Source organism: Telluria sp. BA11, assembly GCF_056680305.1.
Genome location: NZ_CM155275.1, coordinates 4,858,615 through 4,875,870, shown reverse-complemented (window position 1 = coordinate 4,875,870; position 17,256 = coordinate 4,858,615). Strand labels below are relative to the sequence as shown.

At 65.5% G+C, this 17,256-nt stretch carries 16 protein-coding genes; 11 read left to right on the top strand and 5 right to left on the bottom strand.

The features are described from left to right. Complete coding sequence (locus AC1MGT_RS21620; protein ID WP_499502028.1) at nucleotides 1-1,227, bottom strand: AMP-binding protein; 1,227 nt, start codon at nucleotides 1,225-1,227, stop codon at nucleotides 1-3. A 154-nt stretch (nucleotides 1,228-1,381) separates the two neighbouring features. On the opposite strand from AC1MGT_RS21620, the gene AC1MGT_RS21615 reads away from it, so the two are divergent. The 7 genes from AC1MGT_RS21615 (at nucleotide 1,382) to AC1MGT_RS21585 (ending at nucleotide 7,803) form a co-directional block, all read left to right on the top strand. Further along, nucleotides 1,382-1,804: a PAS domain-containing protein gene (locus tag AC1MGT_RS21615; RefSeq protein ID WP_499502027.1), complete on the top strand. Its 423-nt coding sequence runs from the start codon at nucleotides 1,382-1,384 to the stop codon at nucleotides 1,802-1,804. After that, the gene (locus AC1MGT_RS21610; RefSeq protein WP_499502026.1) at nucleotides 1,801-3,165 is read left to right on the top strand and encodes a sensor domain-containing diguanylate cyclase; all 1,365 of its coding nucleotides are present in this window, start codon (nucleotides 1,801-1,803) and stop codon (nucleotides 3,163-3,165) included. Before AC1MGT_RS21615 ends, AC1MGT_RS21610 begins: the two co-directional genes overlap by 4 nt. Further along, nucleotides 3,155-4,933, top strand: a complete 1,779-nt coding sequence (locus AC1MGT_RS21605) for a putative bifunctional diguanylate cyclase/phosphodiesterase (protein ID WP_499502025.1) — start codon at nucleotides 3,155-3,157, stop codon at nucleotides 4,931-4,933. The genes AC1MGT_RS21610 and AC1MGT_RS21605 overlap by 11 nt, the downstream gene beginning before the upstream one ends. A gap of 152 nt (nucleotides 4,934-5,085) precedes the next feature. Then, nucleotides 5,086-5,346, top strand: coding sequence for a hypothetical protein (locus AC1MGT_RS21600; protein ID WP_183551816.1), 261 nt, complete (start codon nucleotides 5,086-5,088; stop codon nucleotides 5,344-5,346). Nucleotides 5,347-5,466: 120 nt separating this feature from the next. After that, complete coding sequence (locus tag AC1MGT_RS21595; protein ID WP_499502024.1) at nucleotides 5,467-5,745, top strand: hypothetical protein; 279 nt, start codon at nucleotides 5,467-5,469, stop codon at nucleotides 5,743-5,745. Nucleotides 5,746-5,835: 90 nt separating this feature from the next. Continuing rightward, nucleotides 5,836-6,843: an HDOD domain-containing protein gene (locus AC1MGT_RS21590; protein WP_499502022.1), complete on the top strand. Its 1,008-nt coding sequence runs from the start codon at nucleotides 5,836-5,838 to the stop codon at nucleotides 6,841-6,843. Next, entirely contained in the window at nucleotides 6,844-7,803 is a 960-nt protein-coding gene (locus AC1MGT_RS21585) for a 5'-nucleotidase (protein ID WP_499502021.1), read from the top strand. Here the strand turns inward: AC1MGT_RS21585 and AC1MGT_RS21580 are convergent. Next, on the bottom strand, nucleotides 7,800-9,119 hold the full coding sequence (locus AC1MGT_RS21580) for a GDSL-type esterase/lipase family protein (protein ID WP_499502020.1): 1,320 nt from the start codon (nucleotides 9,117-9,119) through the stop codon (nucleotides 7,800-7,802). The two genes, AC1MGT_RS21585 and AC1MGT_RS21580, sit on opposite strands and share 4 nt — an antisense overlap. Nucleotides 9,120-9,276: 157 nt before the next feature. On the opposite strand from AC1MGT_RS21580, the gene mfd reads away from it, so the two are divergent. The 3 genes from mfd (at nucleotide 9,277) to AC1MGT_RS21565 (ending at nucleotide 14,129) form a co-directional block, all read left to right on the top strand. Further along, a complete protein-coding gene (mfd, locus tag AC1MGT_RS21575; RefSeq protein WP_499502019.1) occupies nucleotides 9,277-12,723 on the top strand; it encodes a transcription-repair coupling factor in 3,447 nt (1,148 codons plus the stop codon). Between the two features lie 8 nt (nucleotides 12,724-12,731). Then, nucleotides 12,732-13,574, top strand: a complete 843-nt coding sequence (serB, locus tag AC1MGT_RS21570; RefSeq protein WP_499504346.1) for a phosphoserine phosphatase SerB — start codon at nucleotides 12,732-12,734, stop codon at nucleotides 13,572-13,574. Between the two features lie 108 nt (nucleotides 13,575-13,682). Continuing rightward, entirely contained in the window at nucleotides 13,683-14,129 is a 447-nt protein-coding gene (locus tag AC1MGT_RS21565; protein WP_499502018.1) for a hypothetical protein, read from the top strand. Between the two features lie 660 nt (nucleotides 14,130-14,789). Here AC1MGT_RS21565 and AC1MGT_RS21560 read toward each other — a convergent pair. The 3 genes from AC1MGT_RS21560 to AC1MGT_RS21550 all read right to left on the bottom strand — a co-directional run bounded on the left by AC1MGT_RS21560 (nucleotide 14,790) and on the right by AC1MGT_RS21550 (nucleotide 16,656). Further along, nucleotides 14,790-15,266 carry a DUF1349 domain-containing protein gene (locus tag AC1MGT_RS21560; protein WP_499504345.1) on the bottom strand — a complete coding sequence of 159 codons (477 nt, stop codon included), beginning with the start codon at nucleotides 15,264-15,266 and terminating at the stop codon, nucleotides 14,790-14,792. Between the two features lie 137 nt (nucleotides 15,267-15,403). After that, nucleotides 15,404-15,784 (bottom strand): hypothetical protein, encoded by a 381-nt coding sequence (locus tag AC1MGT_RS21555; protein ID WP_499504344.1) that lies wholly within the window; start codon nucleotides 15,782-15,784, stop codon nucleotides 15,404-15,406. Nucleotides 15,785-15,849: 65 nt separating this feature from the next. After that, on the bottom strand, nucleotides 15,850-16,656 hold the full coding sequence (locus tag AC1MGT_RS21550) for a DUF72 domain-containing protein (protein WP_499502017.1): 807 nt from the start codon (nucleotides 16,654-16,656) through the stop codon (nucleotides 15,850-15,852). A gap of 143 nt (nucleotides 16,657-16,799) precedes the next feature. On the opposite strand from AC1MGT_RS21550, the gene trxC reads away from it, so the two are divergent. Then, on the top strand, nucleotides 16,800-17,237 hold the full coding sequence (gene trxC, locus AC1MGT_RS21545; RefSeq protein WP_499502016.1) for a thioredoxin TrxC: 438 nt from the start codon (nucleotides 16,800-16,802) through the stop codon (nucleotides 17,235-17,237). Nucleotides 17,238-17,256: the final 19 nt, after the last annotated feature.

Here is a 17,256-nt window from a genome sequence, read left to right as displayed (position 1 = left end):
CTAGACGTCGCTGTCGATGATCCAGTCGGCCAGCTTGCCGCTCGCCCCGCGCGGCAGGCGCGGCCCGAACGAATACGCCGCCGGGCATTCGGTCGCCGTCAGGCGCTCGCTCAGCCAGGCATGCAAACCGGCCTGCAGACCGGCATCAAGCGTCACGCCGTCACGCACCACCACGAAGGCCTTGAGCCGCTCGCCTTCATCAGGCCGCATGCGGCGCACGCTGGCCTCCAGCACGGCTGGATGCAGCCGCAGCACATCGGCCACGTAGCCCGGAAACACATTGACGCCGCCGACCTGCACCGCCTGGTCGATGCGCCCGTCCGGCTGAAAACGCCCGTCGTCACGCCACGCCAGCCGGTCCTGCAACAAGGCTGGCTGACGCGCCCCGTCCGGGCACTGGCGCACCAGGCCATCGCCCTGACCAGTGCGCGACCAGTACGGGAACAGCGTATAGCCGCCCTCCGGTTCATCGCGCCAGCCGACGCCGGCGGTCTCGGAGCTGCCATACACCTGCACCAGCCGCGCCAACCCCGCGCCGAGCGCGGCGCGAGCCACCTCGGGCGGGCACGGCGCCGTCGACGTCACGCCGACGACGTCCGGCGCCAGCGGCCCGGCAGCCTGGCCGAACGCGCGCCACAGATCGGGATGCCCGATGACGAGGTCGCCCGCGCTCAACTGGGCCGCCAGCGCCGCCGGCGCATGGCCGCGCAGGTCGCACACGTCGATACCCAGGCGGCGCGGCAGCAGGACGGTGAACAGGAAGCCATAGATATGGTGAGCCGGCACCAGGCTGACGATGCGCCGGCGGCCGGGCAGCAATTGGGCAAGCGCCTCGACCTCTTGCCACAACAAGGCCAGCGGATGCGTGCATGGCTTGGGCGCGCCGCTGCTGCCCGAGGTGCGAAACGTCAGCGCACTTCCGTCAGCTTCCAGGCCGGCGCGCGCCGCGTCCAGCCAGTCTGCCAGGCGCGTTTGCACCAGCAACGGCGCGTCGGCCGTCCCCCGCAGGTGCAATTGGGTTTCCAGCGCCGACGCCAGTCCCATCAGCTCGAGGGAATCGGCGCCCAGATCGCCGCGCAGATCGAGCGACGCCGGCCAGGGCTGCGCCAGCGTCTGCCTGCCGGGCCGCAGCGCCGCCAATTCGGCGCCCACCAAGTCGGCGACCAGGCGCTGCAGGCCGGTCCCGTCGCGCCACCAGCAGGCCGCATCATCCGGTTTGTGTGTCATGAAATGTGAGAACATGAAGAGGAAGGCATGGTGACGTTGAAACACAAGGCTGTCAATTTGCCGGGGACTGTGGTGAAAGGCACATTCTCGCAATTAAATAGTGAATTGTTGCAAGTGGGCAATTGACACGTGTTTATTGCACATGGCAACATCGATGACCAATATCCAATGGCCGCGCGTCGGCACCCAATTCATGACTTTTGCCTTTGACTTTCCCGAGCTGGCCACCCGACTCGACGCGTGTTCTTCCGAAGAACTGGACCAGCTCGATTTCGGCGTCATCGGTTTCGACGCGAACACCGAGGTCAGCCGCTACAACGCGTTCGAGTCGCAAGCCGCCGGCCTGTCGCCACAACGCGTCCTGGGCCAGCCGCTGTTCACCAACGTCGCTCCTTGCATGAACAACTTCATGGTGGCGCAGCGTTTCGATGACGCGCTGGAACAAAATAGTGCCCTCGACGAAACCATCGACTACGTGCTGACGCTGCGCATGCGTCCGGTCAAAGTCGCGCTGCGCCTGCTGTCCACCCCGGGCAGCGCGACGCGCTACGTTCTGGTCAAGCGGCAGCCAAAATGACTGACGACCTCGCCCAACTCAGCGCGGAATACGAGGCGCTGATCCAGTTCCTGTATCTCGCGCCGGTTGGGCTGGTACAGCTCGACGCCGACGGTGAGATCGCCATGATCAACCCGATCGCGGCCCAGCTCCTGATGCCGCACTCGCGCAATGGCGGGCTCGATAACCTGTTTGTCGCGCTCGAGGACATCGCGCCAGACCTGCGCAACCTGTGCCAGCAAAGCACGGTCCAGAGCGGCAAGATCTGCGACGGCATGCACGTGCACCTGCATGCCGGCAGCGGCTGCAGCAAGCGCATGCCGCAGATCCTGTCGATCACGCTGCTCCGGCTCGACGCCAGCCGCATCATGGCGGTCATCGACGACATCACCGAGCAGGTGCGGCGCGAATGCCGCCAGCGGCAGAACGACGCCTGGCTCAATGCGGTCCTGACCGGCATCACCGATTACGCATTGGCCAGCCTGGATTCCCAGGGCCGCCTGTGCGAATGGAACCCGAGCATCGGCCGCGTGACCGGCTTCGGTCCCACCGCCGAGGGCCAGAGTTACACGATGTTCTATCCCGACGATGCGATCACGCCCGAGCGCGCGCTGGACCGCCTGCGCGAAGCCGATGCCGACGGCTGGGCGCTGGACGAAAGCCGCCTGCTGCGCGCCGACGGCAGCGCATTCTGGGGCAGCGTGATGATCGCGCCGCTGCCGGAAGCCGACCGCGAAGCCGCCGATGGCGCCCCGAGCCTGCCCTGCGAAGAGGGCCCGGCCTACTGCCTGATCCTGCGCGACGTGAGCGACAAGCGCGACATCGCCGAGCGGCGCCGGCGCGAGGCGTTCAGCGACCACCTGACTGGCCTGGCGAACCGCCGCGCGCTGTTCGACGCCGCCAGCCAGGAGTTCGAACGCAGCCGCGCCGCGCCGCGACCGACGGCGATGATCATCCTCGACGCGGATCACTTCAAGACCATCAACGACCGCTACGGGCACCCGGGCGGCGACGCCGTGCTGCAGCACCTGGCAGCGATCCTGCTCGACTTCTTCCGCGAAGTCGATGTCGTGGCGCGCATCGGCGGCGAGGAATTTGCCGTGCTGCTGCCGTCGACCGACCTGGCGCATGCGCTGGATCTGGCCGAACGTCTGTGCGCACGCGTTGCGCTGGACGCCAAGAGCTTCGACGGCCAGGCGATCGTGTGCACGATCAGCGCCGGCGTGGCAGTCGCCCTCGACGGCCATGGCGGCGTCGACCTGCTCATCAAGCAAGCCGACCAGGCCCTGTACACGGCCAAGCGCGCGGGCCGCAACCGCGCCCTGGCCTGGCAACCCGAAGCCGCCGTCGCTACTTCCCAGGAGGCGCTCGATGGAGCCTAAAGTGCAGCACGAGGCGGTCGATGCCTACGAAGCGCTAGTGCAGTTCCTGTACCGGGCGCCGATCGGCCTGGCCCAGACCTCGCTCGACGGCACGGTCGACATGCTCAACCCGATGGCGTCGCGCCTTCTGATGCCGCTGGCCACCGCGCAGGGCCTGGACAACCTGTTCGACGTGCTGGCGCCCGTGGCGCCGCACCTGGCAACCATGGTCGAGGCATTTCTGGAACCGTCCGGCATGATCTGCGAAGGCCTGCGCCTGCCGGTGGGCGTGCCGCACGCGGCCAGTGGCAGCCTGCAGGTACTGGCACTGAACCTGATGAAGCTCGACCCCGAGCGCCTGATGGCGACCGTGGCCGACGCCACGTTCGAAGTGCAGCGCGAGCAAGAGGTGCTCTCGCGCCGCCTGCGCAATGCCGCGCGCACCGATAACCTGACCCGCATGCCCAACCGCGAAGCGGTACGCGACGCGCTGCAGCACCTGCTGGCGCAGCCGGTGTCCGACGTCGGCTTCGCCGTGCTGACGTTGAATTGCGACCGCTTCCGCCAGCTCAATGACAGCCTGGGCCAGGCCGTGGGCGACCATCTGCTGATGCACATGGCCGACCGCCTGCGCGGTGCGCTGCGCCCGGCGCTGGGCCGTATTGAACCTGGCACGCAGGCCGGCCAGCTGGCAGCCCGCACGGGCGGTGACGAATTCGTCGTCCTGCTGGACGGCCTGCGCGGGCGCGCCGACGCCGAGCGCATCGCGCTGCGCCTGCTCGACGCGCTGGCCCACCCGTATCTGGTGGATGGCCACGACATTGTCTGCGGCGCCAGTGTCGGCCTGGCCTGGAGCCTGGACGACCCGGAGATCGCACTGCGCGAGCCGGACGACGTGCTGCGCGACGCCGGCATCGCGATGGTCGAGGCCAAGCGGGCCGGCGGCAACCGCCACGTGGTATTCGCGCCAAGCATGCGCGAACGCGCCGCGCGCCGCGCCGGCATCGAAGCCGAACTGCGCCAGGCCCTGGTCGAAGAACAGCTGTTCGTCGTGTACCAGCCGGTCGTGCGCCTGCTGCCGTGCGGCGGCGTCGATTACGCCGCCGGGGTCGAGGCGCTGGTGCGCTGGCGCCATCCGGTGCGCGGCATCGTGCCACCGATCGACTTCATCGAGGTGGCCGAGGAATGCGGCCTGATCGGCATGCTGGGCGACTTCGTGCTCGAACGCGCCTGTCGCGACTTTCTCGACTGGCGCGCGCGCCTGGGCGAGCGCGCACCCGGCCTGATGGCCGTGAACCTGTCGCGCGCGCAGCTGGCGCAACCGGGGTGGATCGACGGCGTACGCCGCATCCTGCGCGACACCGGCATGCCGTCGGGCTGCCTGCAGCTGGAAGTGACCGAAAGCCTGGCCGCGCAAGACCAGGACATCCAGCAGCGCCTGCACGACCTGAAGGCTCTGGGCATCCAGCTCGCGCTCGACGATTTCGGTACCGGGTATTCGTCGCTGTCGAGTTTGCACCTGCTGCCGGTGGACACGGTCAAGATCGATCGCTCGTTCGTCTGCCAGGCCGATACCAGCGCCCATCACCGCGTGCTGATCGAAGCCACCGTCAAGGTCGCCCGCAGCCTGGGGATGACCACGGTGGCCGAAGGCATCGAGACGCAGTCGCAGCTGGACGTGGTGCGCAACCACCTGTGCGACAAGGTGCAGGGCTACTTCTACAGCAGGCCGTTACCAGCCCCCGAGCTGCTGGCCTGGCTGGCCACGCACGATGCGGAAATTCATTGACACCTGCATTGAGGCCTGAATTCAGGCGTGCACTGACGCCTGCGCTGACGTGCGCTGGGCGTGTCGTCCTACAAGAATGAACTCTCCGTTCCTATTCGTGTGAACCCGCGGTTGCTTGATGATAAGACAACTTAATCATCACGGAGACAACCATGACACGCACCCTCGGAACCGCACTGATCGCAGGCATGATGGCTTTTGGCCTGGCAGCATGCGATACGCCAAGCAAGACGACCGACAGCATGTCGGGCTCAAGCAGCACGATGTCGACCACCGGCTCGGTGCAGACCCCAAGCACCACCGCAGGCCAGGGTAGCTGGAATTCGGGCGCCACCGGTGCTACCGGCGTGAACAGCGCATCGGGCACCACCAGCAACAACGAGCCAGTCACCAACTCGGCCACCGGCCGCTGATCCAGAAGCAGAAGCAGAAGCACGAACCCACAGCGGCCCACCGTGCGCGTGGGTTAGTCAGTCGGTCACCCCCGGGTGGCCGCACCTGACCATGCCATTTCACTCTCAAGGAGCAATGCTATGAAAACTCTTCACACTGCACTCATTGGCGGCATCATGGCCTTCGCACTGGCCGGTTGCAACACCACCGACACCATGGGCACCACCAGCAGCAGCAGCAGCGGTTCGTCCTCGATGGGCACGACGGCTGCCGGCTCGACTGGCAACGCGACGGTCGATGCGCAGATGGGCATTACCCCAACCGACGGCACCAACACCGGTGCGCCGATGGCCACTGGCACCGCCAGCACCCCAACCAACACTGGTCACACGACGACCAGCTCGGACACCAGGAAGTAATTTGATTCACGCATGGCCGGGTCTCCGGTCGTGCGTCGGGCTGGCGCGGTAGAATCGCTCCATGCCCCTACCTCTTGTAATATCCTCCCCATGAAGCGCTGGCTCGCACGCCTGTTTGGTGCCGCGCCCGCAGGGCCTGTCGACCAACCTCCCTCCCCGTCTACCTTGCCGCTGTCCGATACAGTGACCACGCCGATCGTCGACGATTCGCCTGCGCTCGATCTGGATCTCGCATTTTTCCACTGGCTGGCCGGTCCGCATGTGACGGGCGCAGCGGGCGACGAAACCCTGGTGCTTGATGAACTGGCGCGCCTCGTGCGCGATCCGCACACGGCAAGCACCCTCGTGCCGCGCGTGCCGGCCGTGATCCCGCAAGTGCTGCGCAGCCTGCGCAGCGACGCCGCTTCATCGGCCGACCTTGCGCGCCAGGTGGCGCAAGATGCCGTACTGGTCGCTGAAGTCCTCCGCGAAGTCAACAGCCCGTACTACCAGCCAAGTTCGCCCGTGCGCAACCTGGAAGGGGCCCTGCTGCTGCTTGGCCAGAACGGCTTGCGCATGCTGCTGGCGCGCGTGGCGTTTCGCCGGATTATCAGCCTGCAGACCAGCCGCCTGGCGCGCCTCGTCGCGCCGCAATTGTGGAATCAGTCCGAGAAGTGCGCGCAGGCGGCCAGCCTGCTGGCGCCAAACCATGGCGCTGATCCGTTCGAAGCGTATCTGGCGGGGCTGATGCACAATGTCGGCCTGGTCGTGGCGCTGCGTGTGATCGATGGGCTGCTGCCCACCGGCGGGCTGCCCGACAGCGATGCCTTCGGCCTGCGCCTGGTGCACGCCGCGCGCCTGATCTCTGCCGGGATTGCCGGCCAGTGGGAGCTGCCAGCGGCCATCGGCCACGCCATCGCGCATCTGGGCGACCCCGCCACCATGTCCACCAGTCTGCCCGCTGCGCTTGGCGAGGCCGACCGTTTGGCCAAGCTGCACATGCTGGCCGGGGGCGGCCAGCCGGCATTCGTGGCCGCCGTGGCCGCCTTGCCCGCCGGCCTGCGCCAGGTCTACGATACCTTCAACGACACCGACAACGCCGACCGGCAGGACGCCTGAATGCCCTTTCCCATCGAAGAAAAACTCGTGATCGGCGTCGCTTCCAGCGCGCTGTTCGACCTGTCTGACTCGCACCAGGTGTATCTGGACGAGGGTCCGGAAGCCTACCGCAGCCACCAGGCGCGCCAGCGCGACGTGATCCTGGCACGCGGCGTCGCGTTCCCGTTCATCCGGCGTTTCCTGAGCCTCAATCGGTGCTTCCCGCAACAGGCGCCCGTTGAAGTGGTGCTGTTCTCGCGCAATTCGCCCGAGACGGGCCTGCGTGTGATGCGTTCGATCGCCCACTACGGCCTGGACATCTCGCGCGCCGTGTTCATGAGCGGCAAATCGCCCTACCCGTATCTGCCGGCATTCAACACCGCCCTGTTCCTGTCCGCGAACGAACAGGACGTCAAGAGCGCCATCGCGGTCGATTACCCGGCCGGTCTCGTGCTGCCGTCGGCGATCGCCGACGAGGAGGACGACATCGAGCTGCGGGTGGCATTCGACTTCGACGGCGTCATCGCCGACGATGAATCCGAAACGGTCTACAAGCGCAACAACGACCTGGGCGAATTCCACGCCCACGAAACCCTGCACATGGCGCGTCCGCACCAGCCTGGCCCACTGGCCGGGATGTTTCGCAAGCTGGCCATGCTGCAGCAGCTGGAACATGACGCCCAGCAGGCCGACCCGGACTACCGCCGGATCGTGCGGATCGCGATCATCACGGCGCGCAGCGCGCCGGCGCACGAACGCGTCGTGACGACGCTGGGCAGCTGGGGCGTCTCGGCTGACGAGACCTTTTTCCTGGGCGGGATGGACAAGGCGCGCGTGCTGTCGGTGTTCAAGCCGCACATCTTTTTTGATGACCAGCTCACGCATCTGAAGTCCGGCCCGGGCGGCACCATCCCGATGGTGCACGTGCCGTTTGGCGTCGCGAACCGGCGCATCGTCGAACGCACGGACACAATTCCCTAGAGCCGCGGCAGCGCCATCAGGCGGTCGAGTTCAGGCTGCATCGCCTTCGCCCAGATCGCGTAGCCCGCTTCGTTCGGGTGCAGCAGGTCGGGCATGATCGTTTTGCTCAACGTGCCATCGGGCGTGAGGAACGCGCCGTTCACGTCCAGGAACACGACGCGGTTGCCATCGGCCAGTGCCGGCAATTGGGCATTGATCGCCTCGTTGATGCGCCGGAGCGGGCTCTCGGGCGTGGCGTCGCGCGGGAAGATCGCCATCAGCAGGATGCGCGTGCGGGGCAGGCGTTGCTTGATTTCGTCGAGATTGCGGCGGATGCCGGCCACGGTACTGGCCGGGAAATCTCCGCGCAAGCCGGTGTTGTTGGTGCCGATCATCAGCACCGCCACTTTCGGATCGAGACCGTCGACGGCGCCATTCTGCAATCGCCACAACACGTTTTCGGTGCGGTCGCCCCCAAAGCCGAGGTCCAGCGCATCAAACTTCGCATAGTGCGTCTGCCAGACGGGCGCCCCTTCCTTTTCCCAGCCCTGCGTGATCGAGTCGCCGATGAAGACCAGTTGCGGGCTGCGGGCTTTGCGCACCATCTGCTGCGCCTCGCCCAGTTTCTGGCGATGGCGGGGCAACCACCAGTCGATCGACCACGCTTCGTCGAGCTTGGCGGGCGTGACGGCCACGGTGCGCCAGTCCGCGCACGCCGTGTTCGGCGTGCCGCCCGGTGCGATGGCCACGTTGGCGATGCTGACCTGGCCGCTGCCGGTACCTTCCAGCGTGAATGGCCTGGCGACCTGCGAGAAATCGTCGCCATCGCGTGCGAAGCACGACAGCGCCAGCACGACGCGCTGCCAGCCCTTGCCCTGCGCGGCGCGCCCCGGCAGCACGAACGGCACCTGGCGTTCGCACGACGGACCGCATCCGACCTTGACCATGAGGCCACCCGCGTCGAGCGCATCGACCTTCAGGTCGAACGCCAGCGTGCCGCGCGCGAGGAATGGCCGCAGGTCCTGCGGCGCCGTCTGCAGCGCCACGCCGCTTTTCCATATCTGGCGCCATTGCAGCGTGAGCGCGGCGCCGCCGTCGGGCCGCTTGCTACGCGCGAGTTCGATGGAGCTATCCGGGAAGGTCGTGCGCAGCGCGGCGTCAGCAGTGACTTTCTCGCCATTCAGCAGGTGCGTCGTATCGGGCGCCAGCGCAAGGATCTCGACGCCGGGTCGCGGCGTATTGTCGAACAGGACCACCGGCGCTGGCGGCGCCGCGCTGGCTGCTCCGCTCAGCAGGTATGAAACAAGCAGTGGCAAGGCCGTGTAGGCAGGGCGCATCGTATCTCCATTGTTTTTATGTTAGCGCAATCATGCCCGTGATTCAGTTTCAGAACAAGCCGCCGCTCTCCACGCAGCGCGGCGGGCGGGCACGCGTTCGACTATAATTGGCCACCACTTTCCAGCGCATTTTTCACGGATATCTCAAGCACGCGGCATGCCTTTCGACCTCGAGAAACACCTCCCCAAAGCAGGCCATCGTTTCGTCCTGCCGCTCCTTCATGGTTCGTCCGACGCCTACGCGCTGGCGGTTGCCGCGCTTGCTCTCAAGGCCCAGGGCCAGATGCTCACCGTCGTCGTGGCCAATGCCAGCGATGGCCAGCGGCTGCTCGATGAAATCCCGTGGTTCGCCGATGGCAAGCTGGCCTGCCACCTGCTGCCGGACTGGGAAACGCTGCCGTACGATGCGTTCTCGCCGCACCAGGACCTGGTGTCTGAACGCCTGGCCACGCTGCACGAGATCCGTAACGGCCAGTGCGATGTGCTGATGGTGCCGGCGACCACGGCGCTGGTGCGCCTGGCGCCGCCGTCGTTCCTGGCGGCCTACACCTTCTTCTTCCGCCAGGGCGAACGCCTCGACGAAGTGCGCCTGAAGGCGCAGCTCACACTGGCCGGCTACACGAACGTGTCGCAGGTGATGTCGCCGGGCGAGTACTCGGTGCGCGGCGGCCTGATCGACCTGTTCCCGATGGGCTCGGCTTTGCCCTACCGCCTTGACCTGTTTGGCGACGAGATCGAATCGATCCGCACGTTTGATGCCGACACCCAGCGCTCGCTGTACCCGGTGCGCGAAGTGCGCCTGCTGCCGGGCCGCGAATTCCCGATGGACGAAGCGGCGAGAACCGGTTTTCGTGGCCGCTGGCGCGAACGCTTCGAGGGCGATCCGTCACGCTCGCCGATTTACCGGGACATCGGCAACGGCATCGCCGCGGCCGGTATCGAGTACTACCTGCCGCTGTTCTTCGACTCGACCTCGACGCTGCTGGACTACCTGCCCGACGGCGCGTCGCTGGCACTGGTCGGCGATATCGAGGGCGCGATCAATCGCTTCTGGATGGACACCGAGTCGCGCTACCGCTTCCTGAAAAGCGACCGTGAGCGCCCGATCCTCGAGCCGACCGAACTGTTCCTGAGCGCCGAGCAGTTCTTCACCTGCATCAAGACGCATGGCCGCTGGAATATCGCGCGCGACCCGCTCGCACCGGCCTCCGAACTGTCGGCGCCAATTCCCGACGTCGCCGTCAATCGCCGCCTCGATGATCCGCTCGCCAGCCTGCGCACCTACCTGGAGCGCAGCGACACGCGCGTGATGATCTGCGCCGATTCGGCTGGCCGGCGCGAGACGCTGCAGCAGTACTTCAGTGAATACCGACTCGATCTGACGCCGGTCGAAGGCTTCGAGGGCTTCCGCGCGAGCGATGCCCGCCTGGCGCTGGGCGTGGCCCCGTTGCAGGCCGGCTTCGAGCTGCTCGATGCGGGCGCCGGCCACCTGGTCTTCATTACCGAGACCGAGCTGTATGCCGGTTCGGGCCGGCGCGCCGGCAAGAAGAAGCAGGAAGCGACGAGTCAGGTCGAGTCGATGGTGCGCGACCTGTCCGAGCTCAAGATCGGTGACCCGGTCGTGCACATCAACCACGGCATCGGGCGCTACATGGGCCTGACCAGCATGGACCTGGGCGAGGGCGAGACCGAGTTCCTGCACCTGGAATACGCGAAAGACACGAAGCTGTACGTGCCGGTGTCGCAGCTGCACGTGATTGCGCGCTACTCGGGCACGGCCGCCGAAGACGCGCCGCTGCATTCGCTCGGATCGGGCCAGTGGGAAAAGGCCAAGCGCAAGGCCGCCGAGCAGGTGCGCGATACGGCTGCCGAACTCCTGAACCTGTACGCGCGGCGCGCGCTGCGCCAGGGCCACGCGTTCGAATATTCGAATGTCGACTACGAAAACTTCTCGCATAGCTTCGGGTTCGAAGAGACGCCCGACCAGGCCGAGGCGATCCACAACGTCATCAAGGACATGACGTCGGGCCGCCCGATGGACCGCCTGGTGTGCGGCGACGTCGGCTTCGGCAAGACCGAGGTCGCATTGCGGGCGGCCTTCATCGCCGTCATGGGTGGCAAGCAGGTCGCGATCCTGGCGCCGACGACGCTGCTGGCCGAGCAGCATGCCCAGACCTTCGCCGACCGCTTTGCCGACTGGCCCGTGAAGATCGCCGAGCTGTCGCGCTTCCGGACCGGCAAGGAGATCAACAACGCGATCAAGGGCATGGCCGACGGCACGCTCGACATCGTGATCGGCACCCACAAACTGCTCTCGCCCGACGTGAAGTTCACGCGCCTGGGCCTGGTCATCATCGACGAAGAACACCGCTTCGGCGTGCGCCAGAAGGAAGCGCTGAAATCGCTGCGCGCCGAAGTCGATGTGCTGACGCTGACCGCCACCCCGATCCCGCGCACGCTGGGGATGGCGCTGGAAGGCTTGCGCGACTTTTCGATCATCGCCACCGCGCCGCAAAAGCGACTGGCGATCAAAACCTTCGTACGGAGCGAAGACGGCTCGATCATCCGCGAGGCCTGCCTGCGCGAACTCAAGCGCGGCGGCCAGATCTACTTCCTGCACAACGAAGTCGACACCATCGAGAACCGCCGCGCGATGCTGCAGGAGCTGCTGCCCGAGGCCCGCATCGGTGTGGCCCACGGCCAGATGCACGAGCGCGACCTGGAAAAAGTCATGCGCGACTTCGTGGCGCAGCGCTTCAACATCCTGCTGTGCACGACCATCATCGAGACCGGCATCGACGTGCCGACCGCGAACACGATCATCATGCACCGCGCCGACAAGTTCGGCCTGGCGCAGCTGCACCAGCTGCGCGGGCGCGTGGGCCGCTCGCACCACCAGGCGTATGCCTACCTGCTGGTAAGCGACGTGCAGAACCTGACCAAGCAATCGCAGCGCCGCCTGGACGCCATCCAGCAGATGGAAGAGCTGGGCAGTGGCTTCTACCTGGCGATGCATGACCTGGAAATCCGGGGCGCGGGCGAGGTTCTCGGCGAGAACCAGTCCGGCGAGATGCTGGAGATCGGCTTCCAGCTGTATTCGGACATGCTCAACGAGGCGGTGCGCTCGCTCAAGGCCGGCAAGGAACCTGACCTGGCCGCGCCGCTGTCGTCGACCACCGAGATCAATCTGCACGTGCCCGCCCTGCTCCCAGCCGACTACTGCGGCGACGTGCACGAGCGCCTGTCGATCTACAAGCGCCTGGCCAATTGCGAAAGCGCGGACCGTATCGACAGCATGCAGGAGGAGCTGATCGACCGCTTCGGCAAGCTGCCCGAGCCCGTGAAGGCGCTGGTCGAGACGCACCGGCTGCGCATCGCCGCCAAGGCCGTGGGCATCGTCAAGATCGACGCCCATGGCGAAGCGGCCAGCCTGCAGTTCATGGAAAAGCCGCCGATCGATCCGATCAGGATCATCACGCTGATCCAGAAGAACCGCCACGTCAAGCTGGCCGGCCAGGACAAGCTGCGCATCACGGCCAGCATGCCCGACCTGTCGGCGCGCGTGAACCAGATCAAACAGACCATCAAACAACTACTCGCATGAACACGACGATGAATCTGGTGCTGCAAGGCCCTCAGGCCGATCCCGCCACACTGGTGCGACTGGCGCAACTGGCCAGTCCGCAGCGCACCACGGACCTGGGCGCACATGCGTTGCGCTGTGAAGGCGTGGTGTTCAGCGCTGACCTGAAAGAGCGCATTGATGCCGCTGCGCTCGAGGCAGGCGTGGACGCCACCTTCATCGCCCCCGGCCGTTCGCTGGCCGATGTGCGTCTGGTCGCGATGGACATGGATTCGACGCTGATCACGATCGAGTGCATCGACGAAATCGCCGACATGCAGGGCCTCAAGCCGCAAGTGTCCGAAATCACCGAGGCGGCGATGCGCGGCGAGCTCGATTTCTCGGAAAGCCTCAGGCGCCGCGTCGCCTTGCTGGCAGGCCTGGACGCTGGCGCGCTGCAGCGGGTATATGACGAGCGCCTGCGCATTTCGCCAGGTGGCGAGGCGATGCTCAAGGCCGTGCAGGCGGCCGGTATCAAGACGCTGCTGGTGTCGGGTGGGTTCACGTTCTTTACCGAGCGTCTCGGCGCGCGCCTCGCTCTCGACTACACCCACGCGAACGTGCTCGAGATTGCGGATGGCAAGCTGACCGGGCGCGTTGTTGGCGGGATCGTCGATGCGGAAGAAAAGAAACGCACCGTCGAGCGTGTGTGCGCTGAACTGGGTATCTCGCCGTCGCAGGCGGTCGTGATGGGAGACGGTGCCAACGACCTCAGCATGATGGGCATTGCCGGGCTGTCAGTGGCGTTTCGCGCCAAGCCGGTCGTGCGCGCGCAGGCCGATGTAGCACTGAACTTTTCCGGCCTGGACGGGTTGCTGACGATTCTGGCCTGATGCGCAGTTAGGCATGTGTACCGGTAATTTTGCGCGCTGTAACAGCGTGTAAAACCGTGCGCCGCCTTGTCCGCAAGCTCGTATGATGGCTTGATCAGGAGGAGCGCCATGAAAAATCTTGCCATCATTATCGTGTCTCTGGGCGCGCTGGCCGGTTGCGCCGCGCCAGGTCCCTACTACAGCAATCAAGGCTATGCCCAACCGGCAGATCCGAGCCAGTGGCGCGTCGTGTCCGTGACGCCCGTGCCGGTCGGTACCGGGGCGCGCGTGGCATCGTCGGGTGGCACCACCGTCACCTCGACGCCAGTGCCTGCGACCAGCTACTCGACGCCTTACTACACGCCGCAGCAGCCGGTGTATGTTCAGCAGCAACCCGTGTATATCCAACAGCAGCCGGTCTACGTGCCGCAGCCGGTGTATGTCGAGCAGCCGAACTACTGGTATCCGCCGATTTCGATCGGGCTGGGTTTCGATTTCGGCCGCAGCAGCTGGCGCGGTCATCGCGGCCGTGGCTGGGGCGGACATATCGGGTCGCATTTCCCGTACCGCAGGTAATCCCCAACAAAGCCGGCCGATGCCGGTTTTTTTCATGCAAAAAAGCCGGGGTCAGGTCTGACATTCGGACACTGCAAAAAAGCGGGGGTCAGGTCTGACATTCGGACACGATCTCGACAATGGGGTAAGTGGAACCAGCTGGCAACGGGCTATGCTAATTCTTGTCAAGACGCCGTTGGATTAGCCTAAGGCTGAGGTCGTGTCCGAATGTCAGACCTGACCCCGGCTGTAACCCCGGCTGTGCCTGCGACCCCGGCTGTGCCTATGGCTGAGGTCGTGTCCGAATGTCAGACCTGACCCCGGCTGTGCCACCGCGTTGCGCTTAGGACAAATCGTGCAAATCTTTCTGCAGTGCCGGTTGTACCGAGAACTTGCTGAACAATACCTCGAGCCCACCTCGTTGTGGCGTGTGCAAAAAAGCGGGGGTCAGGTCTGACATTCGGACACGATCTCGACAATGGGGTAAGCGGAACCAGCTGGCAACGGGCTATGCTGATTCTTGTCAAGACGCCGTTGGATTAGCCTAAGGCTGAGGTCGTGTCCGAATGTCAGACCTGACCCCGGCTGTGCCTGTGACCCCGGCTGTGCCTAAGGCTGAGGTCGTGTCCGAATGTCAGACCTGACCCCGGCTGTGACCCCGGCTGTGTCACCGCGTTGCGCTTAGGACAAATCGTGCAAATCTTTCTGCAGTGCCGGTTGTACCGAGAACTTGCTGAACAATACCTCGAGCCCACCTCGTTGTGGCGTGCAGCACATGGGGCCGACGAAATAACGATCCGCCACGGGAAACGGTGCCAGGCGTAGCATCGGCCAAACGACGCCGTCCACCGAAAACTGCGCCCTGACAGTGCCAGAGCCGACGGTCACGCGGATCCAGAAGCCGTCGTTGATGGGAGGTGCAGGCATCACCGCCCAGTCCGACTTTTCATCGGTCAGCACGGTGCTGAGCATCAGCTGATCGTCCGAGTACTCCACACCGATCTTGATCCAGCGGGTCTCGTCGATTCTCACCATCAAGCCGGCCTGGTCGTACAAGGCCTGAAAGTCTGCGCGCACATGCAGTTGGGCAGTGAACGCATGATCGACGGGCCTGCCAAAGAAGTGGCCGTTATCATGGATGAAATCGTATTGGGTGATGCGCTAGAAGTCCGTGTTCTCGCTGGTGATGACCTTTAACGTGTCCTGGTCGATCTGGCATTCGGGTGGCGTGTGAAGCCATGTGCATTCGTCGAACATGTCATCTCTCTTTCGTACTGTCTCGCCGCGATCGGCGATTAACTGCCAAACAGATCGTGCGCATCAAGGATGGCCCAGGCGATCTCGGGCCGCATGGTCAAGCACCTCCGCACTGCTGCCGGCACGGATTGCCGCACCTTCTTGCACAGACCGGGGCGGTCTTCGAGCACGATCACGATGCCGCGCACGCTGCGCACTTCATTCGGCCCCGGTGCGATGTGCAGCGTTGCGCCGATGTTCTTGTGAATCAGCCCCTGCACGTGCTGCAGGTCGGCGAGACTATCGATCCGCTCGATCCGCTCGATTAGCTTGAGTTCCTGCTGGCGCGTGATCATCAATGGCCGCTGATCCAGCTGCGGGTCGGCCAGCACGCGCGCCCGATCGCAGACGCAGGCGCCCGGCGGGCACTCGACCCTCATGGGCGCGGCGGCAGACTGCGGGCCTGCAGTCGGGCCCGGCTCTGACTGGACGGCGGTGAATGAGTTCACTCGGATGGCGCGGTGGCGTTCGGATTCGCTGATTCTACCCCGCCCCGGTCGCCCGATGGACCCACTTCGTGCCCCATCAGTTCGAGCGCATTGGGCACGGCCGCGCCCTCGGCTGTATTGTCGAAGATACACCACACCGTGCGTCCCGCCGCGACCTCGCGATCAAGGCGGTGACGCCAGCGGGCGATCTCGTCGCCCGGATAGGCCGAGTAATAGATGCGCGGCGCGCCGTGCAGGCGCACGTAGACGTGGGCGTCGCTTGTCGGCTCGTGCTCCCCTGGCTGGCCGGCGGCAGGATCCGCGATGACGCGCACTATCCCGCACTCGCGCAGCGTCGCCGTGGCGGCCTCCGAAAACCAGCTCGCGTGCCGCGCTTCGAACGCGATGCTGCAGCCGAAACGCTCACGCACTTGCCCGAAGAACGCATGCGCCAGCACGTCATCAAAGCCAAAGCGTGGCGGCAACTGGACCAGCAGGCAGCCCAGCTTGTCGCCCAGCATGCCGGCTTCGCCCTGGAACCGGTCAAGCAACGCATCGACATCCCGCAACCTGGCGTCATGCGTGATCGAACGCGGCACCTTGACCGCAAAGCGAAAGTGTTCGGGTACGCTGGCGGCCCAGCGCGCATAGGTCTCTGGTTTGTGCGGCCGGTAGAACGACGAATTGATTTCCACCGCCGGAAACACGGCGGCATAGCGCTCGAGGTGGCTTCCCCCTGCCGGAAACGCGGCGAAGTCCTTGCTCCCAAGGCTCCAGCCGGCACAACCGACCAGCAGGCGGCCAGGCATATTCTGCTCAGGCATACGATCGTCTCATTTATATTATTGCAACCATTCTAGCGAGCCGAAGCAGCGCGCGGCGCATGGAAGCGATGGCGACATGCAGGCGACGTGCAGACCAGGCCCCGCTTACAATAAGAACATCGTATCGACCGGAGGAGCTAAGCATGACCGAACCAACCCACATCGTTTGCCCACACTGCGACGCCGTCAACCGCATGCCACAGTCGCGCCTGCAGGACGCGCCAACCTGCGGCAAATGCGCGCAGCCCCTGTTCACGGGACGTCCGCTGGACGTCGACAGCGCGCGTTTCGACCGTCATATCGGCCGCAACGATATTCCCGTGCTGGTGGACTTCTGGGCCGAATGGTGCGGCCCGTGCAAGATGATGGCGCCGGCGTATGCCCAGGCGGCCGGGCAACTCGAGCCGGCCGTGCGCCTGCTGAAGGTGGACACCGAGCGCGCGCAGGATCTGTCGGCGCGCTTTGCGATCCGCAGTATCCCGACACTGGCGCTGTTCAAGGGCGGCCGCGAAATCGCGCGTCAGTCCGGCGCGATGGATGCGGTGCGCCTCTCCGCCTGGGTGCGCCAGCACACTGGGTAAAGCGGCGCGCCAGCGACCG